The organism is Haloarcula sp. CGMCC 1.6347 (assembly GCF_037078395.1).
Lineage (GTDB): Archaea > Halobacteriota > Halobacteria > Halobacteriales > Haloarculaceae > Haloarcula > Haloarcula amylolytica.
This window is the reverse complement of record NZ_JAYMGX010000001.1, coordinates 287,119-313,855: the sequence shown is the minus strand read 5'-3', so window position 1 is coordinate 313,855 and position 26,737 is coordinate 287,119. Positions and strand designations below refer to the sequence as shown.

Below are 26,737 nucleotides of genomic sequence, written 5' to 3'. Positions count from 1 at the left end.
ATAAAAGTACCCACCCGGTGGAACCACCGGACGCCTTGACCACGCTATCAAACAACAAAGCCGTTGTTGTCCCCTGACGGAAGCTTTTTCGTGCTATGATACGACACACCACAATATGGTTAGCGCGTTCATTATGATCAAGACCGCTGCCGGCAAATCAGAAGAACTTCTTGCGGCAGTTCGCGACGCCGAGGGCATCACCGAAGCACACATCGTCGCTGGGCAGTACGATATCATCGCCGAAGCGACGGGCACGGAGGTGTACGATATCATGCAGTCGGTCGCAGGTCACGTCCGTGATCTCAACGGTGTCGCTGACACGCGCACGTACATCTGTTTAGAGTGAGCGAGCCACGTTTTTCCGACACGGCAAAGGGACTTGCCGCCCTACGTCGAACATGGTCAGTGTCGCCGGTATTATCGGCCTGCTCGTCATCGTGCTGGTCAACAGTGCTGTGACGGCGCTCATGACGCGCTTTTTCCGCGTCCGTTTGCACACGCGGTGGGGAAGTATCGTCTACTCGCTGCTCCTCTGTCCGGTGGTCATGGTCGTCATCCTCCTCGTATTGAGCGGTGTGTTCAGACTCGGCGCGGATCTCGGGAGTCAGACGGCTGTCATCCTCATGACAGTCGTCATTCCGCTCGCTATCGGAATCACGTTCGATTACTTCTGGATGCCTGCCCCCGACGAGGTCGAACTGCCGGCGTCGATGGACTAATCGAGAATCGCCGCTCGAACGCGTTCGTACACGGTGTCCGGGTCGGCGGTCGCGTCAACGCGTACGAACCGCTCCGGGTCGGCGTCGATGAGTCGCTCGTAGTTGTCACGAACCGTCGAAAGATAGTCAGCAGTTTCGAACTTGTTCGTCGCGCCGCTTCGCCGTGCGGCGGTTTCGGGATCGAGGTCGAGATACACGGTCCGGTCCGGCGGACGGGTCCAGGGGGCGTGGACCTCCCGGACGTACGACAGTGGGTCGTCGAACGTCTCACTAGCTTCGAGTGTCGCACCCTGATAGGCGTACCGCGAGTCGCTGTAGCGGTCGGAGACGACGAGTCGATCCTCGCCGAGCGCAGGTCGGACCGTGTTCGAGAGGTGCGCGGCGTGGTCGGCAGTGTAGAGGAACAGTTCGGCCAGCGAGTCCGCGTCGTCGTCGTCGATGGAGCGCTGGACGGCGTCCCCGTACCAGGAGTCGGTCGGTTCGCGCGTGAACACGGTGTCATCGGGGACCGTGTCGTCGCTTCGGAGCCGTTCCCACACGGTCGTCTTGCCGCTCCCGTCCAATCCTTCGAGCGTGACGAGCATACCTCACAATCCGTGTGGGGGGACGTAAGCGCCCCGACCGGACAGTGCATCCGTAGGCTGACACAAGTGGCCGGACTGCGGGCCGGTTAGCCGAACAAACACGCCCACCTTTACGGTTCTACCGACCGTACTGGAGTCTATGAATGTACTTGTCGTCGGCGGGACTGGATTCATCGGGCAACACCTGTGCCGTGAACTCGACGACCAGGGACACACGGTCACTGCGCTGTCCCGGTCACCGGAGGATGCGACGCTTCCCAGCGGTGTCGAAACTGTTGCCGGGGATGTCACGGAGTACGACAGCATCGAGAGCGCGTTCGAGGGCCAGGACACGGTGTATTTCCTGGTCGCACTGTCGCCCCTGTTCAAGCCGGACGGCGGCGACGAGATGCACGAACGCATCCATCTCGGCGGGACCGAAAACAGCGTGGAAGCCGCCGAAGAGCACGACGTCGACCGGTTCGTCCAGTTGAGTGCGCTGGGTGCGGACCCCAATGGCGACACGCATTACATCCGGTCGAAGGGTCGGGCCGAGCAGGTCGTTACGGAGTCCTCGCTGGACTGGACCATCTTCCGGCCGTCGGTCGTCTTCGGTGAGGGCGGGGAGTTCGTCTCCTTCACGAAGCGCCTCAAGGGAATGTTCGCGCCGGGCGTCCCGCTGTATCCGCTCCCCGGCGGCGGTAGACAGACGAAGTTCCAGCCCATCTGGGTCGGTGACCTCGTGCCGATGCTCGTCGACAGTATCGAATCCGAAGAACACGTCGGCGAGACCTACGAGATCGGTGGGCCGGAAGTGCTGACGCTCAGAGACGTGACCAATCAGGTGTACGATGCCGAGGGATCGTCGGTAAGCATCGTCCCGCTCCCGATGCCGCTGGCGAAGGTCGGTCTCTCTGTGCTGGGGAGCGTCGGGTTCCCGATGGGTGCCGACCAGTACCGCTCACTCAAATTCGATAACACTCCGACAACGAACGAAATCGACGCGTTCGGAGCCAGTAGTGGCTCTTTAACGACACTCAGCGGATACCTCCACGGATAAGCGTCGACAGTAGCCACCTCCTAAAGAGAGTTGTGTTAGCTAGTATTGATTTTCAATCCTGGCTTTCAGGGCTGAGATCCGGGCAAAACACTTATACTCGCTATCGCTCTTTGACCCTTTAAGCGGAGAACTATATAATGAAACTGGCGATGATCGGCTTCGGGCAGGCCGGTGGCAAAATTGTGGACAAATTCCTCGAGTACGACAAGGAGACCGGCTCGGGAATCGTCCGCTCGGCTGTTGCGGTCAATACAGCGAAAGCAGACCTGCTTGGGCTAGAACACATTCCGGAAGAGAATCGAGTGCTCATCGGCCAGGCCCGCGTTAAGGGCCACGGCGTGGGCGCAGACAACGAACTCGGCGCGGAAATCGCCGAAGAGGACATCGACGAGGTTCAGGGCGCGATCGACAACATCCCTGTCCACGAAGTCGACGCCTTCCTCATCGTCGCCGGTCTCGGCGGCGGGACGGGGTCGGGCGGGTCGCCGGTCGTCGCGAAACACCTCAAACGCATCTACACCGAACCGGTGTACGGCCTGGGCGTCCTGCCGGGCAGCGACGAGGGTGGCATCTACACCCTCAACGCCGCTCGGTCGTTCCAGACGTTCGTGCGCGAGGTGGACAATCTGATGGTGTTCGACAACGACGCCTGGCGACAGACCGGCGAGTCCGTCGAGGGCGGCTACGATCACATCAACGAGGAGATCGTCCGACGCTTCGGCGTGCTGTTCGGGGCCGGCGAGATCGAGGCCGGCGACAACGTCGCCGAAAGCGTCGTCGACTCCTCCGAGATCATCAACACGCTCGACGGCGGCGGCGTGTCCACCGTTGGCTACGCCTCCGAGGACGTCGAGGTATCCTCCGGCGGCGGCGGCCTGCTCTCGCGGTTCAAGGGCGACGACTCGTCTGACGACGGGATGGACACGGCGAACACGACGAACCGTATCACGTCGCTCGTCAGGAAAGCCGCGCTCGGCAGGCTGACGCTCCCCTGTGAGATCGAAGGTGCGGAGCGTGCTCTGCTCGTGATGGCAGGGCCGCCAGAGCACCTGAATCGGAAGGGAATAGAGCGCGGCCGGAAGTGGCTCGAGGAGCAGACCGGTTCGATGGAGGTCCGCGGTGGCGACTATCCGACCAACGCCCCGAAAGTGGCCGCGTCCATTCTGCTGGCCGGCGTCCACAACGTTCCACGAATCAAGGAACTCCAGCAGGTCGCCATCGAGGCACAGGACAACATCGATGATATCCGTAACCAAAGCGAAGATAACTTAGAGGACTTAGTCGAAGACGACGAAGATGAACTTGATCCGCTGTTCTAACAAGACCGCCGCACTCCTCTGTGTTGTCGCGCTGCTCGCGACCGCCGGCACAGCGAGTGCGTTCTCTGTCTCTGCCGAGGGAGTCCCGAGCGAGACGGCCGTCGAGGAAGAGGTGTCGGTGACGTACACGATTGACGACCCGTTCACCGACGCACCGAACGAGTGGACGCTCGCCGGCTCGACCGAACTCCAGGACGTTAGCTGGACGGTCACTGTGTTGCGTGCGGGTAGCCAGGTGAGCCAAGAAACCTACGGCGACCAGTCCTTCGAGCAGGACCTGGAGATCGACAATAACGGAGACCAGGTTCGCATCGAACTCGTCGGCACGACGCCGGCCATCTCGAACTACACGTACGACCCGGCACAGAACTATCGGGTTGCCTCGCTCAGTCGGATCAGCGGGAGCAACGAGGACGAGTTCCGCAACGACACCGCCCACCACTACACTGAAGAGAGCCAAGCGGCCAGACAGGCAATCGACGACGCGCAGGCCGCAATCGACGAAGCCGGTGGGAACGAAGACGCCGAGGATCTAGTCAGTAGCGCTATCTCCTCCTACGAGAACGGGAACTTCCAGAACGCCCAGGACCTCGCCGAGGAGGCCGAAAGTCAGGCACAGCAGGCCCAGCAGAGCGCTCAGACCCAGCGAACGCTCCTGCTGGTCGGCGGCGGACTCGTCGTCCTCCTGTTGCTGGTCGGTGGCGGCTACTACGCGTACACTCAGATGAGTGAGGACGAGTACTCCAAGCTGTAATGCGTCTCGTCGTCCCCGTCTCGGGGTCTGACCCCAAAACGCGACTTGCGTCCGTTCTTTCTCCCGACGAGCGCCGTGATTTTACCGAAGCGATGCTTGCAGACGTCGTCGACGCAGTGACAGCGGCGGGCCACGAACCCGAAGTCATCTCGACAGCGCCGCTCGGCTGTGCCGCACCGCTCACTGTCGACGACCGCGGGCTCGACCCGCTCGTCAACGACCTGCTCGCGTCGACAGTGACTGACGGCGATGGCGCACTTGCCGTCGTGATGGCGGATTTGCCGCTCGTAACGCCGAAAAGCATCGAGCGACTGCTCGCCCCCGACGCCGACGTCGTGCTGGCCCCGGGTCTGGGCGGCGGGACGAACGCCTTCGTCAGTCGCCACCCCGGGTTCAGGGTCGACTACCACGGCGCGTCGATCCGTGACCACCGGCGGATTGCCCGGGACGAGGGAGCCGCCGTGACCGAAGTCGACTCCCGGCGGCTCGCGACCGACATCGACGAACCGGGCGACCTCGCTGAAGTGCTGCTACACAGCGACGGCGCGGCCGCGGACTGGCTCACTGACGCCGGTTTCAGTCTGTCGCTCACAGACGGTCGTGTCACCGCGAGCCGCGAGTGAAGGTTTTTGTTCGTGGGGTGCACACCCCGGGACGTGATACCCGGCACGGACGCGTACGACATCGACATCGAGATCTCGGACGCCGACATCGAGCGCCTGCTGTCGGTGATGCCCGGGGACATCGAGGCCGCGTCGGCGCTGTCCTATTGCCGGAACGTGTTCCTGCCGCTGACGACCGCGTGCCGATACACCTGTACCTACTGCACGTACTACGACCCGCCGGGGCAAGCAGAGCTGATGGACCGCGAGGAGATCCGCGAGACCTGCCGCCGCGGGGCCGACGCCGGCTGCACTGAGGCGCTGTTCACCTTCGGCGACGATCCGGACGACCGCTACACCGCCGTCCACGACCAGCTCGCCGAGTGGGGCCACGACTCTATTCACGAATACCTCCGGGAGGCCTGCGAGATCGCGCTGGAAGAGGGGTTGCTCCCGCACGCGAATCCGGGCGACCAGACGCGCGAGCAGATGGCCCACGTCGCCGACCTGAACGCCTCGATGGGCGTCATGCTTGAGACGACCACGGCTGTCCAGGCCCACGGCGGCCCGCGGGCGAAAAACCCCGGCCAGCGGCTCAACACCCTCCGCGTGGCCGGCGAACTCGGCGTTCCGTTCACGACCGGCATCCTCGTTGGTATCGGAGAGGACTGGCACCACCGCGCCGAGAGCCTGCTCGCCATCCGCGAGATGCACGAGCGCTACGACCACATCCAGGAGGTCATCGTCCAGCCCGTCGTCGAGAACGAGCGCTGGCAGGGCGGCTCTCCCGACCTGGCGACGATGCGCCGGGTAACGGCGATGGCTCGCGCAGCGCTTCCCGAGGAGGTGTCGGTACAGGTTCCGCCGAACCTCGCGCCCGCCCGGGACCTGACCGACTGCGGTATCGACGACCTGGGCGGCGTCTCCCCAGTGACTGTGGACCACATCAACCCCGAGTACGAGTGGCCCGCACTGCAGGAACTGACGGCCGTCGCCGAGGCCGCCGAGGTGCCACTGAGCGAGCGGTTGCCGGTCTACGACCGCTTCGTCGACGACGGCTGGCTCTCGGAGCCCATCGAGGCGGCTATCGAGGCTGAGGACGACAACGGCGAACGGTTCCGGTCGATACTGGACCGCGGCGTGAATCCGGCGAGCGTGTGATCCCGCCCACTGGCCTCTGCGCATGAACAGCCGTCACAGTCAGAACGGATACTGGACATCACTCGCCTAGTCGACTAGGCCGTAGCTACACATATACTGGCATACCAATACATATCATGCCTGGACGTGCCTCTGACAGCAGTGCCAGGCAGAATACTCTACCACGTCGACCACGGCCAGTGCCCAGCCGTGGTCCACTACTTCAGTCGAGCAACGGCGTTCCGTCAGCCTGTGGCCCGAGTTGCGGGCCGAGCACGTCGGCGTCGGGGTCGATGGCGCGGCGCTGTTCGTAGTCCGTCGACCGCTCGACAGGCGTCCGCCCGATAGCGGTAATCATGTCGGCGTACTCCTGGAACGACCGGAACTCGCCGTAGTCGCCGCCGGCGCGTTTGGTAATTTCCTCGGAGAGGATGGTCCCCATGAAGTCGTCCGCGCCGCAGGTGAGCATCTTCAGTCCTTGCGTGTCGCCGTATTTGACCCACGAGGACTGGATGTGGTCGACGTTGTCGAGGAAGAGCCGCGAGACGGCGATCAGCAGTTCGTCCTCGTCGACAGTCGCACCCGATTCGACCATGCCACGCTCGTACAGCGGCGTCTCTTCGTGGACGAACGAGAGCGGGACGAACTCAGTGATCGCCCCGGTCCGGTCCTGCAGGTCGCGGATGCGCTGCAGATGCAGCGCGCGGTGGCGCTCGTTCTCGACGTGGCCGTACATCATCGTCGAGGTCATGTCGAGGCCGACCGACGCGGCCGCCTCCATCGCTTCGAGCCACTCGTCGGTCCCGATCTTGCCCGGACAGATGACGTCCCGGACCTCGTCAACGAGAATCTCGGCGGCGGTACCGGGCACGCTGTCGAGGCCAGCGTCTTGGAGGCGACCGTACACCTCCTCGTAGGACCAGTCGGTGCCGCGGCGGGCGTGATAGGCTTCCTCCGGCGTCATCGAGTGGAGGTGGACGTCGCCGACGTTCATCGCCCGAATCTGTTCACAGTAGGTGGCCGGGTCTTTCTCGTACTCGTCGGGGGAGCGGTAGTTCAGGTCCCCGCGGTCGCTCGTCTCCAGTATCTCCCGGTGCTCGTCGTCCAGCGCGAGCGCGGGATGGAGCCCCGATACCGAACAGACCTCGTAGATGCCGCGGTCGAGGGCGTCCCGCACGATTTCGCGGGATTCACTCGGCGTCTTCGTGAAGCCGCCGTGGTCCTCCTGGGAGTCGCTGCGGAACTGCTCGGAGCGGTCCTTGAAGTTACAGAACAGACAGCCGGTGTTACAGGCCGTCGTGACGTTGTTGTTGAGGTTCGCGACGAAGGTGACCTCGTCGCCGACGACCTCCGCCCGGCGTCGGTCAGCCGCTTCGAGTACCTGCTCTTTCCGGTAGTGGTCGATGCCGTCCCGGTCGGTGCCCGTCGTGAGGAGTTCGACTGCGTCGTCGACTGTCAGTCGCGTCCCGTTTCTCGCCTTGGCGAGCGCGTTCTCGAACGACTGGGCAGTCGTCGGACGGTGCTCGAACTCGACGGAGCCGTCCGGCGTACCGACGGTCTCTGGGACGTCCGGCATTGCTGGACAGGAGGGAAAGAACGGTCAAAAACGTATGGGTACGCACATGGTCCACAAGGTCGACAGGTCCCCGTGTTTCGGGACGCAAGCGGCTGCAGTTCCGGGAGCGATAGGTCAGGTCGGTAATACGCCGTCGACCCAGCCCGCGGTCTCGACGACGATCCAGGCGACGAAGGCCGCGTAGGCAACGAGTAGCACATACGATTCGGGTTCGCTCAACACGAGGTCGGTCCGGAGGGCGGTGAACAGGAGAATCGTCGCCCCGGTCAGGACACCGAACATCGGCACGGCCATCGCGAAGTCGACGGTCCACGCGCCGGCGATGAAGACGCCGAGCGGGATGGCGACGAGCAGGTCGAACGTGTTCGAGCCGAGGACGTTCGCGAGCGACGTGACCCCGCGGTCGTCGCGGGCCGCTCTGACACTGACGAGCGTGTCGGGGAGACTCGTCGCCGCCGCCAGAATCGTCACGCCGAGCAGAAACTCCTGGACGCCGGCGGCCCGGCCGATGACTTTGACGGAGTGGACCAGGCTCTCCACCGCCACGAGAATGACCGCGAGGCCGAGCAAGAGAAAGAGCCACTGCCGCCCGACAGAGATACCGGCGGTCCAGTCTTCCCCCGGGTCGTGGTCGGCCGTGTCCTGGTACTGGATGAAGACGTACAGTCCGTAGAGCGCGAGCGGAATCGCCGCCAGCGGCCGCGTGATGACGCCCGTAAGCGTCGCCTCGCCGGGGTAGTAGATGACCGCGAGCGCCATCGTGATGAGCAGGACTGAGACGGCGAGCATGTAGAACTGCGCCTCCTTGTAGACGAGCGTCCGACTCGATTCGAGTTCGTCGTCCGTGGCGATGCCCGCGACTGCGGGGATGATGAGAATATTGAAAATCGCCGAGCCGACGATTGCGCCCACACCGAGAGACATCGACCCGTCCAGCGCCGAGAGCACGACCGCTGCGACCTCCGGGAAGCTCGACCCGACGGCGACGATGATCGCGCCCTGAACGACTTCCGGGAGACCGTAGTACGTCGCGAGACGTTCGCTCGAGGATTCGAGCCAGTCGCTCCCTTTCCAGATCGCTGCCGTCGCGGCGACGATGATCGCGACTTCGACCAACAGACTGGAAGCCATCAGACGGTCAGTCGACAGCCCGACGGAAAACGTTGCCTTCCGAGCGCGAGTGATGCTGTCGGCTGTAACTATTTTAAGATATTCGCGGTGGCGAAATGCTCTACAGACTTACAGCCGACAGTATGAGAAACGTCTTTGTCCCCGGCCCGAAAGGCGGGCACAATGACGAGCGTCAAGGAATTCCGCGTGGACGAACCGGCGACGGCCGAGGACCTCGGCCGCGGCGCGTTCGTGTTCACGGACGACTACTCCGTGTTCGACTGGGGCAAGATGCCGGACCAGATCCCCGACAAGGGCGCGTCGCTGTGTACGATGGGCGCGTACAACTTCCAACTGCTGGAGGAGAACCACGTCCCGACACACTACGAGGGCGTCAGGCTCCCCGACAGCGACGAGGTGCTGGACCTCGGCGAGGCGCTGTCGGCCGACGCCGCCCCCGAGGAGATGGTCATCGAACTCACACAGGTCCCGGACCTCCCCTTCGAGGACGGGCGCTACGACTACGACGCCTACCACGGGGCGGCCGACGAGAACTACCTCATCCCCCTGGAGATCGTCTTCCGGAACCGTGTCGGCGTCGGGTCGTCGCTACGGTCCCGGACCGAGCCCGCCGACCACGGCCTCGACTACGACACCTGGCCCGAGGAGGTCGTGGACCTCGACGAACCGATCGTGGAGTTCTCGACGAAATACGAGGAGCAGGACCGGTATCTCGACCGCGAGGCGGCCGACCGGATCGCCGGGACGGCCAGCATCGACCGCCTGGAAGAACTGGCCCGCGCGGTCAACCACATCGTCACCCAGCAGGCTGCCGAGGCCGATCTGGTCCACGAGGACGGGAAAATCGAATGCCTGTACTACGACGGGGAGATCCGCGTGGCCGACGTGGTCGGCACGTTCGACGAGAACCGCTTCTCCTACGAAGGGCAGCAGGTCTCGAAGGAGGTCATCCGCCAGTACCACAAGCGCACCCAGTCCGAGTGGGTCGAGGCCGTCAGCGAGGCCAAACAGCAGGCCGACGCGGAGGGCGTCGCCGACTGGAAATCCCTCTGTGACGAATCGCCGCAGTCGCTCGACGAGAGCGTGATTCAGGTCGCGCGAGACCTCTACTGCGCCGGCACGAACGCCTACGTCGGTGGCGACGTGTTCGACGCGCCGTCACTCGACGAAGCCGTTAGCGCCGCTAGCGAACTCTGAATCGGGAGAAGAACTTCAGTCGTCAGCCTCGATCTCACCGTCGTCCTCGGCGACGAACTCGCCGAGGCCGTCGATGGGGCGGTCGGGGTTCAGTTGGTCGAGTTTCTCCGGTGCGCCGAGCTGGGCGGAGGTCTCCTCGGGGTCCCGAAGCTTCGTCCGGCCGCGGTGGACGTTCACCTCGTCGTTGAGGTGGAGTTTGATGGCCTCGATGAGCGCCTCGGCTTCCAGCGGCTGGCCGATCTGCTGGAGTTCCTCTTCGGTGGCGTCGTCGGGGACGTTGAACGCGCGCTGGGTGATGATCGGTCCCTGATCGAGGTCCGTCGTCACGTAGTGAGCGGTGACGCCGGCGATGCGGACGCCCTCCTCGATGGCCTGCATGTACGCCGACGCGCCGGGGAAGGCGGGCAGCAGGCTCGGGTGGACGTTGATGATGCGGCTCTCGTAGCGGAAGACGACGTCCGGCGAGAGGATGCGCATATACCGGGCCAGCGCGATGAGGTCGGCGTCATACTGCGCGAGCAAGTCGAGCAGTTGTTGCTCGTCTGGCGTCCCCTTCTCGTCGCCGATGTCGTGGAACGGGACGTCGTACTTGGCCGCCAGCGGTTCGAGGTCGTCGTGGTTGCCGATGACCACTTCGATGTCGGCCCCGAGGTCGCCGTTGGCCCAGGCCTCGAACAGCGCCTCAAGACAGTGTGACTCCTTCGTGACGAGGACAGCGATGGTCTGTGTCTCGCGGTCAGACGGGAACCGGACCTGCACGTCGACGCCGAGTTCGTCGCCGAGTTCGGTGAGGTCCTCGCGGAGTTTCTCCTCCGTCGTCACCATCTCGGACGTGTCGACGCGCATGGTCATCCGGAAGACGCCCTCCCGGACAGCCTGGTCGAGGTCCTCGATGTTGATACTGCGCTCGAACAGGAGCGAGGTCACTTCGGCGATGAGACCCGTGTCGTCCTCACCGACGACCGTGATCTCAGTCAGACCGCGCGTCACGATACCCACCTCCGGACAGCGTCGTGATTCATTTGACCCAGAGTCGGCAGTCCCTCGGCAAAAGCCTTCGTTTTCCACCTAGCGTGGATACCGACGCTCTGTGTATCCGTCCGTGTATGTACGGCCGTGACGAGTGATTCGCCGACCGTTCTCTGTGCTCACCCGGATGCCGACGAGCGCGCGGAAACGGCGGACGCGCTCCCGCGAGGACTCCATCTGCACCCACACGATTCTCTCGGGCGGGGCGATGGTCGCCGAGGCCACCCACGAGGACCCTCGCTTCGCCGAAGTTGACGCACTGAAACGGCTCGACAGCAGGTCTTACGCCGGCGTGCGAATCACGGACAAGGAGGGGCGGGCTATCGGCGCAGTGTACTGTACCGACGGCGAGCCGCGGCGCTACACGCGGACCGATCTCGACGTACGCCAGCGGCTACACGCGAGTCCCCACCGGTATCTGCACGCTGACGCGGGCGACCTCGACATCCGGGTCAAAGGGCTGACCGACCAGCCGTCCGACTGGACGCCGGTCAGCGCCGGGACGTGACCTGCCGGGAGAACACAAGCGTTTTCTCCGCTGCCCGCTCGCTTGCCAGTAATGACTGCCTTTACCGCGACTGTCACCGTTCGACTCAAGCGGGGCGTCCTCGACCCCGAAGCCGAGACGACACAGCGCTCTCTGGAGCGCCTCGGCTTCGACCTGAACGACCTCCGTTCGGCGGACGTGTTCGAGCTGGACCTCGACGCCGACAGCGCCGAGGACGCGGCCGAACGCGCCGAAGAGATGGCCGAGCGGCTCCTGGCGAACCCCACCATCCACGACTACGACATCGAGGTGACCGAGACAGAATGACCATCGCCTCGAAGCTGACGGCGATGCCCTATTCTAACACGCGGAGGTGGCTCGCGTGACCATCGCCGTCATCCAGTTCGGCGGCTCGAACTGCGACCGCGACTCCGTGCAGGCCCTGACATCGCTCGATTTCGACGCGGAACTCGTCTGGCACGAGGACGGCCTCCCCGAAGATGTCGACGGGGTCGTTCTCCCCGGCGGCTTCTCCTACGGCGATTACCTCCGTGCCGGCGCGATGGCCGCCCGCTCGCCCATCATGGCCGAAGTCCGCGAGGCCGCGAGCGAAGGAACGCCGGTGCTTGGCATCTGTAACGGCGCACAGATCGGCTGTGAGTCGTCGCTGACCCCCGGCGCGTTCACGACAAACGAGAGCGCCCGGTTCCAGTGTGAACACGTCCACCTGCGCGTCGAGAACGCCGACACGCCCTGGACCAGCCAGTACGAGGAGGGCGAGGTCGTCGAACTCCCTATCGCCCACGGCGAGGGCCGCTACGAGATTACCGACGACCGACTGGACGAACTCGAATCCGAAGACCGAATCCTGTTCAAGTACTGCGACGAGGACGGCAACGTGTCCCCCGAGGCGAATCCGAACGGCTCGAAACACAGCGTGGCCGGTGTCACCGGCGAGGACGACCACGTCGCCGTCATGATGCCCCACCCCGAGCGGGCGACGCTTTCGGATCTGGGCCGGACCGACGGCCAGGGCGTGCTCGAGGGCTTCGCCGACTGACATCCTCCACACGGCTAAAGCCGTGGGGTTCCCCCACTGGGGGTTGAATCCACGGAAACAGAGAGGTTCGCAGGTTCGTCGTCGCGTTGGACGATGACCTGCGTTTCGGACTGTGCCAGTACAGCCCCCGCCTCGGACAGCGGTTTCAAGAACTTGCCCAAGGCTCGTTTGCCGATATTCAGCGCACCGTTCTTGTCTGCGTTGTCATCAAGCCCACATTCGGGACACTCGAAACGCCCCTGCGTTGTTCGGACACCTTCGCAGGCACAGCGGTTGCACGTTTTCGACGTGTCGTATTCTTCGACCAGTTGCACGTCGATACCCGCGCCCTGGGCCTTGTACTCGATGTAGTTCAGCAAGCGAGCGAATGGCATCTTGTGGGTCTTGTCGTTGACGTATCGGCCCTTGTCGTTGTCCTTGCGAATCCCGCCAAGGTCGCCCACGACGATGACCGCGTTCCGTTCCTCGGCATCCTCTACAATCGAGCGAGCGATCTTGTGGAGACGGTCGTCTACCTTCCGTGCTTCGGCGTCCCCAATACGCTCAACCACCTGCTGTCCCTGTCGGGGTTTGGCTTTCCCGATGGACTTGCGCAGTTGCTTGTAGTGTTCGCGGATACGGCGCACTTCCTCGCCGTAGAACGTGGTTTTGCGGTCAGAGAGGAACGCGCAGGTAGCGACCCACCGTGCGCCCATGTCGATAGCCAGCACGTCGTCGTACTCGTCTTGGACGGTCACAGATCGCTTGACGACGAGATGCACGTACCAGTCACCGTCACGGCGCACCAGTTCGCTGTCTCGAAGATTCCCCTCACGGACGAGTTGTTCGTCTTTTTGTGGGACGTGGGCCGGACACCAGATGGAGTTGCCTTGTCCTTTCTCAGGGTCGTAGACAGGGACTTTCACCCACCACGACGAGAGAACGGTGTCTTCGTCGTAGGCCACATCGAACACGTCGTTGCGAAGGACGACAGGTTGTTCCGTACCGGGATTTGGGTCTTTCTGCCGTTGTACTTTCGACGCCTGCTGGTCGGTTGCAGAGTACAGGTCAGCGTCTCCACCGTGTACCTCAGTCTGGAACGCCTCATACTCACGGGCGAGCAAGTCAGTCTTCCTGTTTGTCAGTGAGTGGAGTTTAACCCGAACCGTGGTTGAGACGTTCCGTTTCATGGCTACTCACCTGCTTGGGCGTCGATGTACTCCTCGATGACTTCGCTGGATACGTCGCCCGCACTTGAGACGAAGTACGAGCGCGTCCACAGCGACGGCAAACCGAAGTCGAACTCGTCCCGAAGTCGGCGTGAGGAGTAGCCCTTGACCTGTTGCATTATCTTGTTCGGGGCGAGCGTCGGGTCGCCTGTGATGAACAAGTGTACGTGGTCGGAGCGAATCGCCAATTCCAGTATCTCTAACCCGAGCTCGTCGGCTTTCTCTTCGATGAGTTTTTCGAGGCGGGTACGTACCTCGCCCTCAAGCACCGATTTACGGTATTTCGGACACCAGATGAAGTGGTACTGGAGTTTGTGGACGCTGGTACGTTCCCTGTCGAACCCACGAGGCATCGTCAGTATATAGATGTCACTCACCTAAAGATGTTAGGCAAACATCTAACCCCAGTCGTGGCTACGAGCGTGGATAGATTCCCAGTTGTCGGCTTCATCCCACGGCTAAAGCCGATGGGCTTTCGCCTCGCTACCGCTGTAACACCGGCAGCTTCGGCTTTCATTGCGGTGGTTTCACAGAAGATCTGACCCGGACGCGTAGTCGCATCGCTATCCGGTTTCGTTTCAAAGGGGAAGGGACCAGCGGAGCGTGTGACATAGTCCGGCGGTCCCTACTCCAGCTTTGTGGGTCAAGCCGTATAAGCACATGCTTACCGGAGTGTAAGTGAAATCGCCAGTTATGGGTCGGCTGTGGGCGACTGCGGCACGCGCGACCTCTCCCGGTCACCGACGAGCAGTTCGCCGTCGAGGAACCGTGCCGTCCGGGCGTCGGTGGGGTCCTCGAACAACTGCTCGGGCGGGCCGGTCTCGACCAGTTCGCCGTCGTGAAGGAAGGCCATTCGGTCTGAGATGCGTTTCGCCTGGTGCATGTCGTGGGTGGCGACGATGACGCCGACGCCGCGGTCCCGCGCCCGCTCGATGGCGTTTTCGAGCAGCGCCGTGTTGTGCGGGTCGAGGTTCGACGTGGGTTCGTCCAGCAGCATGACCGCCGGATCGACGGCGAGCGCCCGCGCGAACGCGACCCGCTGGGCCTCGCCGCCGGACAGCGAGAGCGCGTTCTGGTCGACCGAGTCCGCAAGCCCGACCGTTTCGAGCGCGGACGTGACGGTATCGGCGGGCCGTGACGAACCGACGAGTTCACCGATGCTGCGTCGGATTCGGGCTCGCCAGGGCTCCCTGACGCGCAGGCCGTAGGAGACGTTCCGATGGACGGGTGCGTTGAACAGGCTCGGCTCCTGAAACACCATACTCACCTGCCGGCGGATACCCAGTCGCTCGTCGTCGGCCATCGCCCAGATATCGTCGCCGTCCCATGCGACCGTTCCATCGTCGGGTCGGCGGAAGGTCGCAAGCAGGCGCAACAGCGTCGTCTTGCCGGTGCCGGACGGGCCGACGACGGTGACGACTTTGCCCGGGTCGACCGCCAGCGAGACGTTCCGGAGGACGGGAGAGTTGCCGAAGCCCACGCACACGTCGGTCGCGGAGAGTGTCATACCGACCGCTCACCCCGGCCCTGGTTCCGGAGCCACGACCCGAGGCCGTTGACGGCGAGGACGAGCGCGAGGAGGATCACGCCGAGGACCAGACCAACCTCGTAGCGGCCCTGCCGAGCTTCGACCGTTATCGCCGTCGTCAGCGTCCGGGTGTAGGACTGGCCGTCGCTGTAGACGATGTTGCCGCCGACGATAAGTATCGACCCGACCTCGCTGATGGCCCGACCGAACCCGGCGAGAATCGCGGTGACGATGCCGAAACGGGCCTCCTTGATGACCGCCAGCCCCACGTCGACTCGGGTCCCGCCCATCGCATAGGCCGCGTCGCGCACCGACTGGTCGACGCCCTCGACCGCCGAGAGGCTGACGCTCAGCAGGACCGGCGTCGCGAGGATGAACTGGGAGAGTATCATCGCCCGCGGCGTGAACGCGAGGTCGAGGCTCCCCAGCGGGCCGCTGTTGGACAGGAGGATGAGGACGACCAGCCCGACGACGACGCTCGGGAACCCCATGCCGGTGTTGACGACGGCCGTGACCAGCCGCTTCCCGCGGAAGTCGGTGAAACCGATACCGAGCGCGACGGGCAGGCTGAACAGCGTGCTAAGACCGACGGCGGTGAGGCTGACGTACAGCGAGACGGCCACGATGCTCACGACGTACGTCCAGCCGCCGTCCGGGAGCTGTGCTTGCAGTGGAATCATCGGGGTCAGTAGTCGGCCGGCACCTGCTCGTCGACCCAGTAGAGGTACTCTTTGTCCTGCGGTGAGAGGCTGCTGGCCTGCTGTGCCGTGTACCCCTGCGGGACGTACTGGCCGAAGTTCGGCTCCTCGGCGATGGCATTGGGGAAGAACAACTGCGAGCCGTTGGCAGTGTAGTCGGCGATCATCGACTGTCCGGTCGGACTCGTCAGGAAGCCGATGTAGGCCATCGCCGCCTCGTAGTTCACGTCGTCGTATTTCGCGGGGTTGACCGCCATCACGCCGTAGGGGTTTTTGAGGATGACCGGACCTCCTTGCAGCGGCCCCTGAACGTGAATCGCGAGGTCGATCTCGGTTTGCATCGAGAGGTAAGTCCCGCGGTCGGCGAGCGTATATGCGCCGGTCTGGCTCGCCTGCACGAGCGTATCGCCCATCCCCTTGCCGACGGCGCGGTACCACTCGCCGCTGGGGTCCGTGCCGGCCTCGTCCCAGACGAGCAGTTCCTTCTTGTTCGTCCCGGAGTCGTCGCCCCGCGAGACGAACGTCGACTCGCTCTCGGCGATGGTCGTGAACGCCTCGGTGGCGCTTTCCATCCCGTTGATGCCTGCGGGGTCGTCTTCCGGGCCGACGATGACGAAGTCGTTGAACATCACGTCCCGGCGGTTGACGCCGAAGCCGTCCTGCATGAACTTGTCCTCGGCGTTGCGAGCGTGAACGAGGATCACGTCGGCGTCGCCGTCCCGCGCCGTCCGGAGGCTCGCGCCAGTCCCCTTCGGGATGGTCTTCATCGTCACGCCGTAGTTCTCCTCGAACACAGGATGGAGCGCGTCGAGAAGTCCCGTATCGTAGGTACTCGTCGTCGTGGCGAGGACTAATTCACCGTCGCCGATCTGGCCCGAACCGGTCTGTGCCCCACCGGACTGTCCGTCCGCCCCGCCACCGGTCTGTGTCGCCGTCGAACCGCTGGGGTCGCTCTCGCCAGCACAGCCAGCGAGCCCGACCACGGAGGCGGCCCCCAGTGATGCGAGGAAGCGTCGGCGTTGCATCGACATGGACATAACGACGGCGGCAGGGTTCTTAATTGTTGATGGTGATGTCTGTCACACTGGTCCTCAGCGGGGTCGCAGGTCCCGCGCGGCAACGCCTTTGTGATGGCGCGGTCATGTGGCGGTATGGACGCGACCGCGGACGTCGAAGTGCAGTTGGGGCAGGGCGACGTGGCGCTGACTGCCCGCGACCGGACGCTCCTGCAGGCGGTCGCAGCCCACGGGTCGCTGAACAGCGCCGCCGACGCGCTCGGCCGGTCCTACGCCCACGCCCAGCGCCGAGTCGTCGAATTAGAGGACGCCTTCGGCCCGCTAGTCGACCGCAGTCGCGGCGGCAGCGGTGGCGGCGGCAGCGAACTCACGGACACCGCCGAGCAACTGCTGGCCCGCTTTCAGCGCCTTCAGGCCGAGTTCGACGGCGTCGCCACGGCAGCGGAGACGGTCCTCCGGGGGACCGTCGTGGACCGCGACGGCGAACTGGCGACCGTCGAGACGCCGCCGGGGACAGTCCGGGCCATCGTCGACACCGAAGCGAGCCCCGGCGACACCGTAGAAGTCGGCATTCGCGCCGACACGGTGACACTGAACGCGCCGCCCGAGGCTCCGGAGCCGACGGGGACGAGCGCGCGGAACCAGTTTGCGGGTACCGTCGAGCGTATCGACGAAGGTACCTCTATCGCGCTGGTCGCACTGGCAGTCGACCCGGACACGACGCTGTCGGCGGTGGTGACCGACACGAGCCTCGACAAACTCGATATCACCACGGGCGCAGAACTCGTCGCCTCGTTCAAGGCAACCGCGACCGTCGGCGTCATTCCCGCTATCGAACAGTCGTGGCCGGATGAGTCATCGTAAGCGAGTGAAACACGGTGGCTTGGGTCGCCTCAGAGACCCCAGTTAGACGGCAGCAGGTCGGACTGGCAGGCACTACAGGCAACCATCCCATCGTCGTCGATACACTGTCGCCGTTCGCCACACAGGTCACATTCCGTGACCGTCCCGCGTGTATTGAAACTGCGCCTGTCCTGGTCACCGTTCGGGGTCATATCGAACAGTCTTAGGCGCGAAAGACGGATAAACGTTGGTCGGCAGGACGTCACACGGGTTCTCCGGGTCGAAGGGCTATCGAGCGAGCGGAAGCGAGTAACTCTTCTCACGTTCGATGACGGCGTCCCACGTCGCCTCGCACTCGCAGCTCACCTGCTCAAACACCGACGGGTCCTGTCGGAGGTCGAAGTCCTTGATGGCGCGCTGGACCTTGTCGTCACACTCGCCGCAGTTGTGCGGGCCGCGGTCGCTGCCGTGGCCGACCGGGTCGGAGACGACGATGACATCCTCGTCGGCCGTCGATTCCAGCACGTCGGCGACCGACCAGAGCCACGGCGGCCGGTAGCCGCCGTCGTGGTACAGCTCCTCGACCATCGTGTAGCGCTGGACGTTACAGGGGTTCATCGACACAGTGTGACAGCCGTCGACGGCCGCACAGCGCCGTACCGACCGCTTCATATCCTCGACGGCCTCGGCTTCCGAGAGGAACGGCGGTTTCATCAGCAGATACGCCTTGACGCCGGCGCCGGCTGCCTGGGCCGCTTCGGAGGCTTCCTCGAAGTCCGCGAACTCGAAGTACTTGTTCACGCAGTCGTGGCGCACGCGGTCGGTCGCTGTCTCCAGACCCACTGCCACGTCCGTCTCCAGACCCACATCGACGAAGTCGCCGACCGTCTCCTCGTCGACGAAGTCCGGCAGCGACTCGACGACGATGCGCTCGCGGTCCGCGAAGGTCTCGGCGATAGCCTGTCGCGTCTCCGCCGGCACCTCGCGCTCGTCGAGGAAGCTCCCGGAGGTGTAGATCTTGATGAGGCCGCTTTTGTCGTCGCTGTTCTCGCTCTCGTGGTCCAGGCAGTGCTGGATCTGGGCCATGAGGTCCTCGTGGGCGACGGTCCCCCCTTCGACGCTCTCGGCGACGTAGCCACACATCGTACAGCCGCCGGCGCGCGCCCACCGGCAGCCGCCGGTGTTCAGGATGATGGTCAGGCTCTGGTAGACGCCGTCCGGAGTGTTGTCCTCGTCGAGCCACACGCGAGTCGGCTCACGAGGGTCGTACGTCGAGTCGTTGCGCGACCGGATGTCACGCATCACGGAGTTGTGGGCGTCCATGCCCTTGCCCTCCTCGTAGACTTCAGGACTGGGCTTGCTCATTGGGGCGAGGTAGCCGATGAGCGCGTAAAGCCGCTTCGTTACTGCCGGGATCGTGGGTCGGTCTGGTCCGAAAGCGCACCAGTTCGGTGAGCCGCGAGCCACGACAGTCCGGCAAGGACGGCCCCGACCGCGTTAGCCACGAAGTCAGCGCCGCTCACACCGCGTGACGGGACGAGCCCCTGTAGCAGTTCGACACCCGTCCCGTAGCAGATAGAGACGGTCACGAGTGCTGCAACTGTGGTGACATCACGGGCCTGTCGGCCCCACGCGAGCAGTGCCGCCAGTATCCCGTAACTCGCCGCGTGAACCCACTTATCCAGCGTAAAACCGAGGAGCGCGGGGACTTGCTCTCCCGCCCCCTCGGGAACTGGGAGAAGCGAGGTGACGAGTAACAACAGCGAAAACCCGACAGCGGGCAGGTAGCGGCGGAATTCCGACCAAGCCATACTGACGGTTCTCCCGTTCGGCAGATAAGTCGCGTGGTCAGGCGCCGCACAGTCTAATCCGGTGACCGGCAAAGACGGCCCTACTGCTCGTCGACGTGACGCATCTGGACGGCGATGCCGCGAGTCGATGACTGCATCTCCGGGCCGCTCATCTGGGCGCGACCGACGCCGAAGGCCGCGTCGCCCCGAATCACCACGTCGTCGCCGACGCGGATGTCGTCGCTGGCGTCCGTGATTCCCGGTGCAAGCACCGAACCGTGGGGGACGAACGGCTCGATTTCGACCGTTTTGGTGTGAACGTCGCTCTCGACCCAGCGGCGCGCCCCAGCGGTGGTCAGCGAGAGGACCCCGTACTGCTGGGCCAGCGCCGCAAGCTGCTCGCCGTCGGCGTCGTCAGCCCGCAACTGCGGATACCGGCCCTGCGTCGACAGGTCGTCGAACAGTTCGTCGCCCGCGCCCGCGCCGAACTGGTAGTCAGCGACAGCACGGATAGTGTTGTGTTCGCGCTCCCGTTTCGGATATCGGTCCCAGCCTTCCAGTTCGGCGGCGAGGTTCCCCAGCGAGTCCGCCGTCGTCGGGTGGTCGGTGACCGTGTAGGTGAACTCCCGCCCCAGCGAGTCGGCCACGCGCTCGCAGATGTCGCGGTAGCCTTCGCCGGGAACGTGGGCGATAATCTCCGGGTAGTCGGTGCCTTCTAAATAGCGTTCGAGTACGCGGCTGACGAACTCGATTTCGGTGGCGGTCCAGTTGCCCGTGACCACGGAGTCGTAGTGCTGGGCGGGGTAGGTGAGTTCGAGTTCCTGGGGCACGACGCCGATGGGCGAGGTCATCGAGACGACGTGGGCGCGCCACTTGATCGCGTCGTGGTACTGCTTGTGGCTCTGGGAATCGCTGTAGGGTTTCCGTGCCGAACACGGCACCAGCACGAGCGGGCGGTCGTCGAAGCGCGGCACGTAGCGGTCGGTGACGCGCTCGGCGAAGCGCTGGATCTCGACGCGGCGCAACGAGTCGTCGCTGGCCGCCGAGAGGTCGGCCCGCCGGATGAGCGGCGTGCGCTCCTCCAGATAGCTGTACTGCTGGTCCAGTCGCCGGAAGGTCGCGGTGAGCCAGTTGTCCTGTCTGGCCTGTCCCTCGATGTAGTCCCGAAGCCTGCCGTCACGAATCCGGCGGCGAACGCGCCGAAGTTCCGCGGCGAGGGCATTGACGTTGTGTTCGACGCAGTCCTCGCGGTCGAACTCATCGCGTGGTTGCTGGCAGGCCGGGCACGCACACGGCAGTTCGTCGAGGTCTTCGAGGAAGTACGCCTCGTCGGTCGTGAGATACCGGCCCTCAGTCCCGCGGACGACGGCGCGGTCAGGGTCCACGAGGTCGACGCCGGCGTAGACGAGCGTCGCGACGTTTCGCGGCGTGGCGACGCCAGGCAGGTAGAGCGCGGTGTCGGCGGGGATAGCCTCCCGGACGGTCGAGACGGCATCGACGAACGCCGACGCGTGCCCGACGTAGCCGGGCGCACCAGCGAGCACGTAGGCGTCGCTGCCGTGGTCGGTCGCGGTATCGGACGAGACGACGGCCGCGCTCGGGAACGACACGTCGGGATAGTCGACGGCGAAGGCCTCGGCGACTTCGTCCGGCGTGCCGGCGGGGAGTCCGCGGTGGGGCAGGACAGTGAGCAGCGAGTCGTCGCCATCGGGGGCGTCTTGCTCGGTGGGCCAGCGGCTTCCGGCGTCGTCGAGGACGTGCCGGCAGTCGCCCGGCGTTTCTGTGTCCACGTCGTCGACCAGCGCCGGCGTCGTCACGGAGTCGGCGAGGCGTAGCTCACCCACTCGCGCGGCGCTGTCGCGCTCGTGGATCTCGAAGTAGTCGGTCATGCAATGGCGTCAGCCACGCGCGACCAACTATCTTGCCTTTGTACCAGCACCGGCCTCGGTGGCGACCGAAGGTGCGTTCAAACTCAGCATACTTCGTTCCGGTCGACAGTTATGTGGCCATGATTATCGCGGACAGGTCGCTATCCGCTGATTAGCTGGGCCCTAACTAAATCTATAGGGGACGACTGACCGTTCGTGCAGCGACAGACACGACGAGACGTGTTGCTCGCCCTCTCGGGGACAGCCGTAGCGCTGGCGGGCTGTTCGACCGGCCTCTCCTCAGGGGACTCGGACGCGAGGGCCGCGTCACACGAGACGGAGCCGACACCGACGGAACAAGTAGCCGAGTCAACAGTGGAAAGCGGGCCCGCAATGTTCGTCCATCTCGATACACTGGCTGCGATACAGTCCCGTGTCGAGAACGGAGACAGCCCGTGGACAGGGGCCCACGAAGCCTTCATCGACGATGTCCGCGACGCGATGGCAGCGGATCCCGAGAGCGTCACGGACAACGGCGACGGCCACGAGTTCAAAACGAAGGGCCCCGAGGACCCCGAAGCGCGCAAGGACTACGTTGCCGCCATCAGAACAGGAGACAGAATACGGGATCTGGGCCTCGCCTACCAGTACACCGGCGCGGACCAGTACGCCGAGAAAGCCGTCGAACTGCTAGACCACTGGTTCCTGAACTCGGAGACCTATATGGCACCAGTAAAAACGAACAGCATCGAGCAGTTCATCACGCTCCCCAAAATGTGGTGGGGTGCGGAACTCGTTCGCGGCCACGAGGCGTGGAACGACGACAGCGTCGGCACGGAGGCCGACCTGCAGGAGTGGGTCCGGACGTTTCTGGACGACGTGGGCCACGGTATTCCGACCGAGATGGGACAACAGAACATCTTCAACTGGCAGGAGATGACCCACGCCGCCGGTTCCGTGTATCTCCGGGACTGGGACCGGTTCCGGAAGGCCATGCAACGGAACCGCGAGACCGGCTTCAACCAACTCCGCGAGGACGGCCTGCTGGAAAACGAGATTATTCGTGCGTCGAGTCTGGCGTACTCGCTGTACGCGGCGAAGGCACTGGTCACCGCCGCGGAACTCAGCCGACTCTACGCCGACAAACTCGACGGCCCCACACTGTACGAGTACCAGAAGTTCGACGGTGACAGGGGTGCCATCGAACGTATTCTCGACGCCCACGCGCCGTACGTGGCTGACCCGGAGGCCTGGGAAGCGATGGGTGAGGGCGACCCCGACCGGTTCGTCAACAACGACGGCTTCCCCGCCAGAAAGCAGGAGGCTGCGTCCTCACTGTACGAGGTGGCCTACTCGTACTACGAGAAAGACACCTATCTGGAAACACTCAAACAGAGTGGACAGCCGGTGAAGAACGTCCCGACGTACGTCTCGGCCCAGCAGGCGGCAATCGACAACCCCGACCGACCGCATCGCGACGAGCGCATCCTCGGCTGGACGACGTTCACGCACGGCGAGCGGTTCCGGCTCGACACATAAAGTAGCTGGCACCAACGACGCACACCGCCACGCTTTGGATGCCAGCGGCCACAGAGCAGCTATGGATGTTGTCGTGACCGGCGGCCGGGGCAGTTCCGGACGCTGGATCGTCGACCGACTCGCCGGACCGCACGACGTGACAGTGCTCGACCGCCGCCTCCCCGACGATGGGGGGCATCCGGCTGTCGGGTACCGAGCGCTCGACCTGACGGACGCTGGGAGCGTGTTCGACGCGCTCACCGCCATCGACCCAGATGCAGTGGTCCACTGGGCGGCGATTCCGGTCGCTGGGAACCACCCTGGGGTAGACCTGTTCCAGAACAACACCATCGCGGCACACAACGTGCTCTCGGCGGCCGGCCGCGTCGGCGCTGACGTGGTGCAGGGCTCCTCGGACGGTGCGTACGGCTTCTTCTTCGCCGAAGAGACGCCGGTACCTGACGAACTCCCGATTACGGAACAGCACGCGCTTAGGCCGGAGGACGACTACGGGCTCTCGAAGGTCGTCACCGAGGAAATCGGGAAAACGATTGCTCGCCGGGATGACGTCTCGGTGGCGTCGATTCGTCCCTCATGGATACAGATCCCCGGGGAGTACCCCTGCCGGGCCGAGGAGTACGTCGACGACCTCGCGGCCGGGGCGGGCAACTACTGGTCGTACGTCGACGTGCGGGACGTGGTCGACCTCGTGGAGGCCGCGCTCACGGGCGAGGTTTCGGGCCACGAAGCGTTCAACTGCGTCGGCCCGGACAACGCGCTGGGCCGGCCGCTGGTCGAACTCATGCGTGAGCAGTACGGTACTGTCCCGGACGACTGCACGGTCGAAGGGGACGACGCGGCGTACTCGACGGCCAAAGCCACGGAACTGCTGGGCTGGGAGCCGACCCGTTCCTGGCGCGAGGCGGCCGACGAGAACGTGGCCGTGCCGACGGTCTGACCGGCAGCGGTCGAGACAACTGCGCCGTCAGTCGCGAGCGTGCAGGTCGCGCAGACGGACGCCGTCCGGCACGCGGTCCAGCGCCGTCGCCGGCCAGTCGTCGTGGACCAGCGTGAAGGACACGTCGGGATGGAGTTCGACGAGTCGCCGGACCCCTGTGGCCGCGGCCTCGTAGGCCGCTCGGTCGGTCCGGTCCGGAGTTTCGGCGGTCAACGGATAGGTATCCGCGAGTTCGCGCGGATACGGACCAAACGGGGGCAGGACGCCCCAGGTTTCGTCGTACTGCGCGCTGGAACTCCCTTCGGTCAGCAGCACCTCGTCGCCCTCGACCGGGAGGCGCTCCAGTCGGTTCTGATGGCGGCGGACTTCGGGCCGGCGAGCGCTTTCATTTGAAGTGTAAAAGAAGGCGTCCTTCGAGACCGGGTCGGTCCGTTCGAGTTGCTCGGCGTGGTCAAGCAACGCTCGATAGCCGTCGAGCATCGCCGGGTGGCCGCGGGCGCGACTGTCGACCAGTTCCATGAGGTTACCCGAGCGAATCGCCTGTTTCACTGTCCGGATTTCGCCGTAGGTGACGTGGAGGTTGTGCCGGGCGAGCAGCTCTTCGCGCTGGTCGGCGTCCATCGCGTCGAGTTCTGCCGGCGTGTGGTCGGTACAGACCGGGCAGTGACACGGGAAGTAGGTCAGTTCGTCGAGCAGTTCCGTCCCCTGGACCGTGAGATACCGGTCGTCGCGGGCGTACAGCGCGTACGCCGCGGAATCGAACAGGTCACAGCCCAGCGCCGCCGCCATCGCGAACATCATCGGATGGCCCGCGCCGAACAGGTGGACCGGGCCGACCTCCCCCAGCCCGCGCTTGCAGGCCGCGACGACATCAGCGAGGTCGGCGTAGCGATACTCGTTCATCAGCGGGACAACGGCCCCGAGCGGGAACACGTCCAGCCCGGTGGTGACGGCGTCCGCGGCGGCGCGCTCCCGCAGGTCCGGGTAGGTCGACCCCTGGACTGGCGCGCTGACGAGCATCTCGCCAGTGTCGACGGTAGTGGCGTGTTCGAGCCGCTCCTGGGTCGTTTTGAGTTCCTCTGTCGCTCGCTCGCGGTCCACGTCCGGCGGCGTCGGGATGTCCACCGGCGTGCCGATGTCAGAGCCGATTTCGTGCTGGAACTCCAGAATCTCCTCGGTAGTCACGTCGATGTCGCCGTATTCGGCGAGCTGGAAGGACCCCGAGTCGGTCATGATAGCCCCATCGAACCCGAGCAAGTCGTGGAGGCCCTGCTCCAGCACCGGCTCGCGGAGGTCGTCGGAGCCGTGCAGGATGTAGCTGTTCGTGATGAGTATCTCCGCGCCGAACTCCGACGCCAGCGTCGCCGGTGCGACCGTCTGGACGTGCGGATTGACCACCGGCAGGATAGTCGGCGTCTCGACGGTGACGCCGGCCCGCGGCACCGTTAGCTCGCCCAGCCGGCCCGCTGCGTCGTACTGGCGGACCTCGAAATTCGTCATTACACGTCGTCGTCGGTCGGCGTGCCTAAGGGTTGTGTTCCCACAATCGTCGCCCGAGAAGTGTCTGAGAGCGGAACAGACGACCCGACCGGCGACCCGCCGCTATTCGTCGGACCGCTCAGGCCCGCCGGGCACCAGTTTGTGCTCGGGACGGTGGACGGTCCCGGAGTCCTCGTCGGCGACGTACGCCTGTGACGTCCGGAACATATCGACCACCTCGTCACGGGACCCGTAGGCGTCCTCGACAAGCCGTTCGAGCAACTCCGCCCGCGAAACCGGCCGGCCGGTCCGACGGCGGACGGCCGCGCGCAGTTTATCCAGCCGGCGTTCCGTCTGTTCGTCGAGTGCAATCGAGGCCATATGCGTAATGGTACCATTCCGCAGAGTTTCAAACTGTCGTCAGTTCAGCGCTCGAACAGGGCATAGTACATGATACCGACGGCAGACCGACTGTCACGGAGCGTCCCGTCGCGCACCGACTGGACCAGCGAGTCGAAGTCGGCGGTGTCGACCCGAATCGATTCGTTGTGGTCCAGATCCTGGTCGGCCGTGGCCACACACCCGCGTGCGACGTAGTAGTGGAACACGTAGTCGGTGTTGCCGTTGGCCGGTTCGCCCGTGTAGAGGTGGTCGAAAGCGTCGGCCTCGTAGCCCGTCTCCTCGCGGAGTTCGCGGGCGGCGGCGACGGTCGGGTCGTCGTCCTCGCCCTCCATCGTCCCGGCCGGCAGGCCGCGGTTGACTCGGCGAACCGGCTGTCGCCACTCCTCGATGACGACCACGTCGCCATCAGCGGTAAACGGGAGCACGATGACGCTCTCGCCGTGTTGCACATAGTCGAACTCTCCCTCGGTTCCGTCGGGGAGGCGAACGGCCTCGCGAATGATATCGAACCCCGGACAGGCGTAGGCGGTTTCGGCACCGAGCGTCTCCCAGGTGAGTTCCTCGTCCATATCAGCAGTGTGGCCCGCACTGGCAAAACCGGCACGGGTCCACGAATATGCAGGCACCAGACCGATACGACGTGGTGCGCTACGTGTGGCTGGAATGAGAATATCGACGCTCCGCCTCCTGCTCGGTGCCGTGTTGTTCGTCCTCCCGGTCCCCGGAACGTTCATCGCCGGGGGACTGGTGCTCGTCGCCGGCGCGCTAGCCCGCTGGGGCGGGCTCTAAGCG

The 26,737-nt window shown here is 64.6% G+C and carries 31 protein-coding genes; 15 read left to right on the top strand and 16 right to left on the bottom strand.

The genetic code is table 11. The features are described from left to right. The first annotated feature begins 115 nt into the window (after positions 1-115). Both VI340_RS01700 and VI340_RS01695 read left to right on the top strand, forming a co-directional pair. The gene (locus VI340_RS01700; protein WP_008310913.1) at positions 116-346 is read left to right on the top strand and encodes an Lrp/AsnC family transcriptional regulator; all 231 of its coding nucleotides are present in this window, start codon (positions 116-118) and stop codon (positions 344-346) included. 52 nt (positions 347-398) lie between these two features. Continuing rightward, positions 399-719 (top strand): hypothetical protein, encoded by a 321-nt coding sequence (locus VI340_RS01695; protein WP_008310915.1) that lies wholly within the window; start codon positions 399-401, stop codon positions 717-719. Here the strand turns inward: VI340_RS01695 and tmk are convergent. Further along, positions 716-1,303: a dTMP kinase gene (tmk, locus tag VI340_RS01690; protein ID WP_008310916.1), complete on the bottom strand. Its 588-nt coding sequence runs from the start codon at positions 1,301-1,303 to the stop codon at positions 716-718. The two genes, VI340_RS01695 and tmk, sit on opposite strands and share 4 nt — an antisense overlap. Before the next feature lie 139 nt (positions 1,304-1,442). Here tmk and VI340_RS01685 point away from each other — a divergent pair, with 139 nt between their 5' ends. The 5 genes from VI340_RS01685 (at position 1,443) to cofG (ending at position 6,178) form a co-directional block, all read left to right on the top strand. After that, a complete protein-coding gene (locus VI340_RS01685; RefSeq protein WP_008310917.1) occupies positions 1,443-2,342 on the top strand; it encodes a complex I NDUFA9 subunit family protein in 900 nt (299 codons plus the stop codon). A 137-nt stretch (positions 2,343-2,479) separates the two neighbouring features. After that, positions 2,480-3,661: a tubulin/FtsZ family protein gene (locus tag VI340_RS01680; RefSeq protein ID WP_005536054.1), complete on the top strand. Its 1,182-nt coding sequence runs from the start codon at positions 2,480-2,482 to the stop codon at positions 3,659-3,661. Continuing rightward, on the top strand, positions 3,639-4,415 hold the full coding sequence (locus VI340_RS01675) for a hypothetical protein (protein WP_008310918.1): 777 nt from the start codon (positions 3,639-3,641) through the stop codon (positions 4,413-4,415). Before VI340_RS01680 ends, VI340_RS01675 begins: the two co-directional genes overlap by 23 nt. Further along, positions 4,415-5,038: a 2-phospho-L-lactate guanylyltransferase gene (gene cofC, locus VI340_RS01670; protein WP_008310919.1), complete on the top strand. Its 624-nt coding sequence runs from the start codon at positions 4,415-4,417 to the stop codon at positions 5,036-5,038. The genes VI340_RS01675 and cofC overlap by 1 nt, the downstream gene beginning before the upstream one ends. A 33-nt stretch (positions 5,039-5,071) precedes the next feature. Then, positions 5,072-6,178 (top strand): 7,8-didemethyl-8-hydroxy-5-deazariboflavin synthase subunit CofG, encoded by a 1,107-nt coding sequence (gene cofG / locus VI340_RS01665; RefSeq protein ID WP_336357645.1) that lies wholly within the window; start codon positions 5,072-5,074, stop codon positions 6,176-6,178. Positions 6,179-6,380: 202 nt separating this feature from the next. On the opposite strand, the gene cofH is transcribed toward cofG, so the two are convergent. Both cofH and VI340_RS01655 read right to left on the bottom strand, forming a co-directional pair. Beyond that, positions 6,381-7,733 (bottom strand): 7,8-didemethyl-8-hydroxy-5-deazariboflavin synthase subunit CofH, encoded by a 1,353-nt coding sequence (cofH, locus tag VI340_RS01660; protein ID WP_336357644.1) that lies wholly within the window; start codon positions 7,731-7,733, stop codon positions 6,381-6,383. 114 nt (positions 7,734-7,847) lie between these two features. After that, a complete protein-coding gene (locus VI340_RS01655) occupies positions 7,848-8,864 on the bottom strand; it encodes a sodium:calcium antiporter (RefSeq protein ID WP_008310923.1) in 1,017 nt (338 codons plus the stop codon). Positions 8,865-9,026: 162 nt separating this feature from the next. Between VI340_RS01655 and VI340_RS01650 the strand changes: the two genes are divergently transcribed. Beyond that, positions 9,027-10,061, top strand: coding sequence for a phosphoribosylaminoimidazolesuccinocarboxamide synthase (locus VI340_RS01650; RefSeq protein ID WP_336330605.1), 1,035 nt, complete (start codon positions 9,027-9,029; stop codon positions 10,059-10,061). A gap of 15 nt (positions 10,062-10,076) precedes the next feature. On the opposite strand, the gene VI340_RS01645 is transcribed toward VI340_RS01650, so the two are convergent. Further along, positions 10,077-11,060, bottom strand: a complete 984-nt coding sequence (locus VI340_RS01645; protein ID WP_008310926.1) for a formyltetrahydrofolate deformylase — start codon at positions 11,058-11,060, stop codon at positions 10,077-10,079. A 157-nt stretch (positions 11,061-11,217) separates the two neighbouring features. Between VI340_RS01645 and VI340_RS01640 the strand changes: the two genes are divergently transcribed. Genes VI340_RS01640 through purQ form a run of 3 tightly spaced genes read left to right on the top strand, consistent with a single transcriptional unit; the run spans position 11,218 to position 12,637 of the window. Then, positions 11,218-11,598, top strand: coding sequence for a GAF domain-containing protein (locus tag VI340_RS01640; protein WP_336357643.1), 381 nt, complete (start codon positions 11,218-11,220; stop codon positions 11,596-11,598). Positions 11,599-11,649: 51 nt separating this feature from the next. Further along, the gene (gene purS / locus VI340_RS01635; RefSeq protein WP_008310930.1) at positions 11,650-11,904 is read left to right on the top strand and encodes a phosphoribosylformylglycinamidine synthase subunit PurS; all 255 of its coding nucleotides are present in this window, start codon (positions 11,650-11,652) and stop codon (positions 11,902-11,904) included. 55 nt (positions 11,905-11,959) lie between these two features. Next, a complete protein-coding gene (gene purQ / locus VI340_RS01630; protein ID WP_336357642.1) occupies positions 11,960-12,637 on the top strand; it encodes a phosphoribosylformylglycinamidine synthase I in 678 nt (225 codons plus the stop codon). A gap of 14 nt (positions 12,638-12,651) precedes the next feature. Here purQ and VI340_RS01625 read toward each other — a convergent pair whose 3' ends face one another. The 5 genes from VI340_RS01625 to VI340_RS01605 form a co-directional block, all read right to left on the bottom strand. Beyond that, a complete protein-coding gene (locus VI340_RS01625) occupies positions 12,652-13,806 on the bottom strand; it encodes an RNA-guided endonuclease InsQ/TnpB family protein (RefSeq protein ID WP_008310946.1) in 1,155 nt (384 codons plus the stop codon). A 2-nt stretch (positions 13,807-13,808) separates the two neighbouring features. After that, positions 13,809-14,198: an IS200/IS605 family transposase gene (gene tnpA, locus VI340_RS01620; RefSeq protein WP_008310947.1), complete on the bottom strand. Its 390-nt coding sequence runs from the start codon at positions 14,196-14,198 to the stop codon at positions 13,809-13,811. Positions 14,199-14,536: 338 nt separating this feature from the next. Further along, positions 14,537-15,352: an ABC transporter ATP-binding protein gene (locus VI340_RS01615; protein ID WP_336357641.1), complete on the bottom strand. Its 816-nt coding sequence runs from the start codon at positions 15,350-15,352 to the stop codon at positions 14,537-14,539. Beyond that, positions 15,349-16,053, bottom strand: a complete 705-nt coding sequence (locus VI340_RS01610) for an ABC transporter permease (RefSeq protein WP_008310949.1) — start codon at positions 16,051-16,053, stop codon at positions 15,349-15,351. Before VI340_RS01610 ends, VI340_RS01615 begins: the two co-directional genes overlap by 4 nt. A gap of 5 nt (positions 16,054-16,058) precedes the next feature. Next, positions 16,059-17,102 (bottom strand): substrate-binding domain-containing protein, encoded by a 1,044-nt coding sequence (locus VI340_RS01605; RefSeq protein ID WP_008310951.1) that lies wholly within the window; start codon positions 17,100-17,102, stop codon positions 16,059-16,061. A gap of 120 nt (positions 17,103-17,222) precedes the next feature. Between VI340_RS01605 and VI340_RS01600 the strand changes: the two genes are divergently transcribed. After that, on the top strand, positions 17,223-17,951 hold the full coding sequence (locus VI340_RS01600; protein ID WP_008310953.1) for a TOBE domain-containing protein: 729 nt from the start codon (positions 17,223-17,225) through the stop codon (positions 17,949-17,951). A 29-nt stretch (positions 17,952-17,980) separates the two neighbouring features. Here the strand turns inward: VI340_RS01600 and VI340_RS01595 are convergent, their stop codons facing one another. The 4 genes from VI340_RS01595 to arcS form a co-directional block, all read right to left on the bottom strand. After that, entirely contained in the window at positions 17,981-18,142 is a 162-nt protein-coding gene (locus VI340_RS01595; protein ID WP_167320675.1) for a hypothetical protein, read from the bottom strand. Positions 18,143-18,218: 76 nt separating this feature from the next. Further along, positions 18,219-19,295, bottom strand: a complete 1,077-nt coding sequence (locus tag VI340_RS01590) for an archaeosine biosynthesis radical SAM protein RaSEA (protein WP_336357640.1) — start codon at positions 19,293-19,295, stop codon at positions 18,219-18,221. Positions 19,296-19,333: 38 nt separating this feature from the next. Continuing rightward, entirely contained in the window at positions 19,334-19,741 is a 408-nt protein-coding gene (locus tag VI340_RS01585; RefSeq protein WP_008310957.1) for a VanZ family protein, read from the bottom strand. 80 nt (positions 19,742-19,821) lie between these two features. Beyond that, positions 19,822-21,609 carry an archaeosine synthase subunit alpha gene (arcS, locus tag VI340_RS01580; protein WP_336357639.1) on the bottom strand — a complete coding sequence of 596 codons (1,788 nt, stop codon included), beginning with the start codon at positions 21,607-21,609 and terminating at the stop codon, positions 19,822-19,824. Positions 21,610-21,981: 372 nt separating this feature from the next. Between arcS and VI340_RS01575 the strand changes: the two genes are divergently transcribed. Both VI340_RS01575 and VI340_RS01570 read left to right on the top strand, forming a co-directional pair. Further along, complete coding sequence (locus VI340_RS01575) at positions 21,982-23,127, top strand: alginate lyase family protein (protein WP_193363413.1); 1,146 nt, start codon at positions 21,982-21,984, stop codon at positions 23,125-23,127. A 61-nt stretch (positions 23,128-23,188) separates the two neighbouring features. Next, positions 23,189-24,064 (top strand): NAD-dependent epimerase/dehydratase family protein, encoded by an 876-nt coding sequence (locus VI340_RS01570; RefSeq protein ID WP_336357638.1) that lies wholly within the window; start codon positions 23,189-23,191, stop codon positions 24,062-24,064. Between the two features lie 27 nt (positions 24,065-24,091). Here VI340_RS01570 and tgtA read toward each other — a convergent pair whose 3' ends face one another. From tgtA to VI340_RS01555, 3 genes are all read right to left on the bottom strand, one after another. Further along, positions 24,092-25,564, bottom strand: a complete 1,473-nt coding sequence (tgtA, locus tag VI340_RS01565) for a tRNA guanosine(15) transglycosylase TgtA (protein WP_336357637.1) — start codon at positions 25,562-25,564, stop codon at positions 24,092-24,094. A 102-nt stretch (positions 25,565-25,666) separates the two neighbouring features. After that, the gene (locus VI340_RS01560) at positions 25,667-25,924 is read right to left on the bottom strand and encodes a hypothetical protein (protein WP_336357636.1); all 258 of its coding nucleotides are present in this window, start codon (positions 25,922-25,924) and stop codon (positions 25,667-25,669) included. Between the two features lie 44 nt (positions 25,925-25,968). Next, the gene (locus tag VI340_RS01555) at positions 25,969-26,514 is read right to left on the bottom strand and encodes an NUDIX hydrolase (protein ID WP_008310969.1); all 546 of its coding nucleotides are present in this window, start codon (positions 26,512-26,514) and stop codon (positions 25,969-25,971) included. A 94-nt stretch (positions 26,515-26,608) separates the two neighbouring features. Between VI340_RS01555 and VI340_RS01550 the strand changes: the two genes are divergently transcribed. After that, positions 26,609-26,734 carry a hypothetical protein gene (locus VI340_RS01550; RefSeq protein ID WP_336357635.1) on the top strand — a complete coding sequence of 42 codons (126 nt, stop codon included), beginning with the start codon at positions 26,609-26,611 and terminating at the stop codon, positions 26,732-26,734. Positions 26,735-26,737: the final 3 nt, after the last annotated feature.

Coding starts and splice junctions, on each gene's coding strand:
- tgtA (WP_336357637.1), bottom strand. CDS start 25,564: ATGACGAATTTCGAGGTCCGCCAGTACGACGCAGCGGGCCGGCTGGGC.
- VI340_RS01605 (WP_008310951.1), bottom strand. CDS start 17,102: ATGTCGATGCAACGCCGACGCTTCCTCGCATCACTGGGGGCCGCCTCC.
- VI340_RS01575 (WP_193363413.1), top strand. CDS start 21,982: ATGTTCGTCCATCTCGATACACTGGCTGCGATACAGTCCCGTGTCGAG.
- VI340_RS01685 (WP_008310917.1), top strand. CDS start 1,443: ATGAATGTACTTGTCGTCGGCGGGACTGGATTCATCGGGCAACACCTG.
- VI340_RS01550 (WP_336357635.1), top strand. CDS start 26,609: ATGAGAATATCGACGCTCCGCCTCCTGCTCGGTGCCGTGTTGTTCGTC.
- VI340_RS01585 (WP_008310957.1), bottom strand. CDS start 19,741: ATGGCTTGGTCGGAATTCCGCCGCTACCTGCCCGCTGTCGGGTTTTCG.
- arcS (WP_336357639.1), bottom strand. CDS start 21,609: ATGACCGACTACTTCGAGATCCACGAGCGCGACAGCGCCGCGCGAGTG.
- VI340_RS01680 (WP_005536054.1), top strand. CDS start 2,480: ATGAAACTGGCGATGATCGGCTTCGGGCAGGCCGGTGGCAAAATTGTG.
- VI340_RS01695 (WP_008310915.1), top strand. CDS start 399: ATGGTCAGTGTCGCCGGTATTATCGGCCTGCTCGTCATCGTGCTGGTC.
- VI340_RS01700 (WP_008310913.1), top strand. CDS start 116: ATGGTTAGCGCGTTCATTATGATCAAGACCGCTGCCGGCAAATCAGAA.
- VI340_RS01650 (WP_336330605.1), top strand. CDS start 9,027: ATGACGAGCGTCAAGGAATTCCGCGTGGACGAACCGGCGACGGCCGAG.
- VI340_RS01625 (WP_008310946.1), bottom strand. CDS start 13,806: ATGAAACGGAACGTCTCAACCACGGTTCGGGTTAAACTCCACTCACTG.
- purS (WP_008310930.1), top strand. CDS start 11,650: ATGACTGCCTTTACCGCGACTGTCACCGTTCGACTCAAGCGGGGCGTC.
- VI340_RS01595 (WP_167320675.1), bottom strand. CDS start 18,142: ATGACCCCGAACGGTGACCAGGACAGGCGCAGTTTCAATACACGCGGG.
- VI340_RS01640 (WP_336357643.1), top strand. CDS start 11,218: ATGCCGACGAGCGCGCGGAAACGGCGGACGCGCTCCCGCGAGGACTCC.
- tmk (WP_008310916.1), bottom strand. CDS start 1,303: ATGCTCGTCACGCTCGAAGGATTGGACGGGAGCGGCAAGACGACCGTG.
- VI340_RS01570 (WP_336357638.1), top strand. CDS start 23,189: ATGGATGTTGTCGTGACCGGCGGCCGGGGCAGTTCCGGACGCTGGATC.
- VI340_RS01615 (WP_336357641.1), bottom strand. CDS start 15,352: ATGACACTCTCCGCGACCGACGTGTGCGTGGGCTTCGGCAACTCTCCC.
- VI340_RS01590 (WP_336357640.1), bottom strand. CDS start 19,295: ATGAGCAAGCCCAGTCCTGAAGTCTACGAGGAGGGCAAGGGCATGGAC.
- cofH (WP_336357644.1), bottom strand. CDS start 7,733: ATGCCGGACGTCCCAGAGACCGTCGGTACGCCGGACGGCTCCGTCGAG.
- VI340_RS01560 (WP_336357636.1), bottom strand. CDS start 25,924: ATGGCCTCGATTGCACTCGACGAACAGACGGAACGCCGGCTGGATAAA.
- VI340_RS01655 (WP_008310923.1), bottom strand. CDS start 8,864: ATGGCTTCCAGTCTGTTGGTCGAAGTCGCGATCATCGTCGCCGCGACG.
- VI340_RS01600 (WP_008310953.1), top strand. CDS start 17,223: ATGGACGCGACCGCGGACGTCGAAGTGCAGTTGGGGCAGGGCGACGTG.
- VI340_RS01555 (WP_008310969.1), bottom strand. CDS start 26,514: ATGGACGAGGAACTCACCTGGGAGACGCTCGGTGCCGAAACCGCCTAC.
- VI340_RS01675 (WP_008310918.1), top strand. CDS start 3,639: ATGAACTTGATCCGCTGTTCTAACAAGACCGCCGCACTCCTCTGTGTT.
- cofC (WP_008310919.1), top strand. CDS start 4,415: ATGCGTCTCGTCGTCCCCGTCTCGGGGTCTGACCCCAAAACGCGACTT.
- tnpA (WP_008310947.1), bottom strand. CDS start 14,198: ATGCCTCGTGGGTTCGACAGGGAACGTACCAGCGTCCACAAACTCCAG.
- VI340_RS01610 (WP_008310949.1), bottom strand. CDS start 16,053: ATGATTCCACTGCAAGCACAGCTCCCGGACGGCGGCTGGACGTACGTC.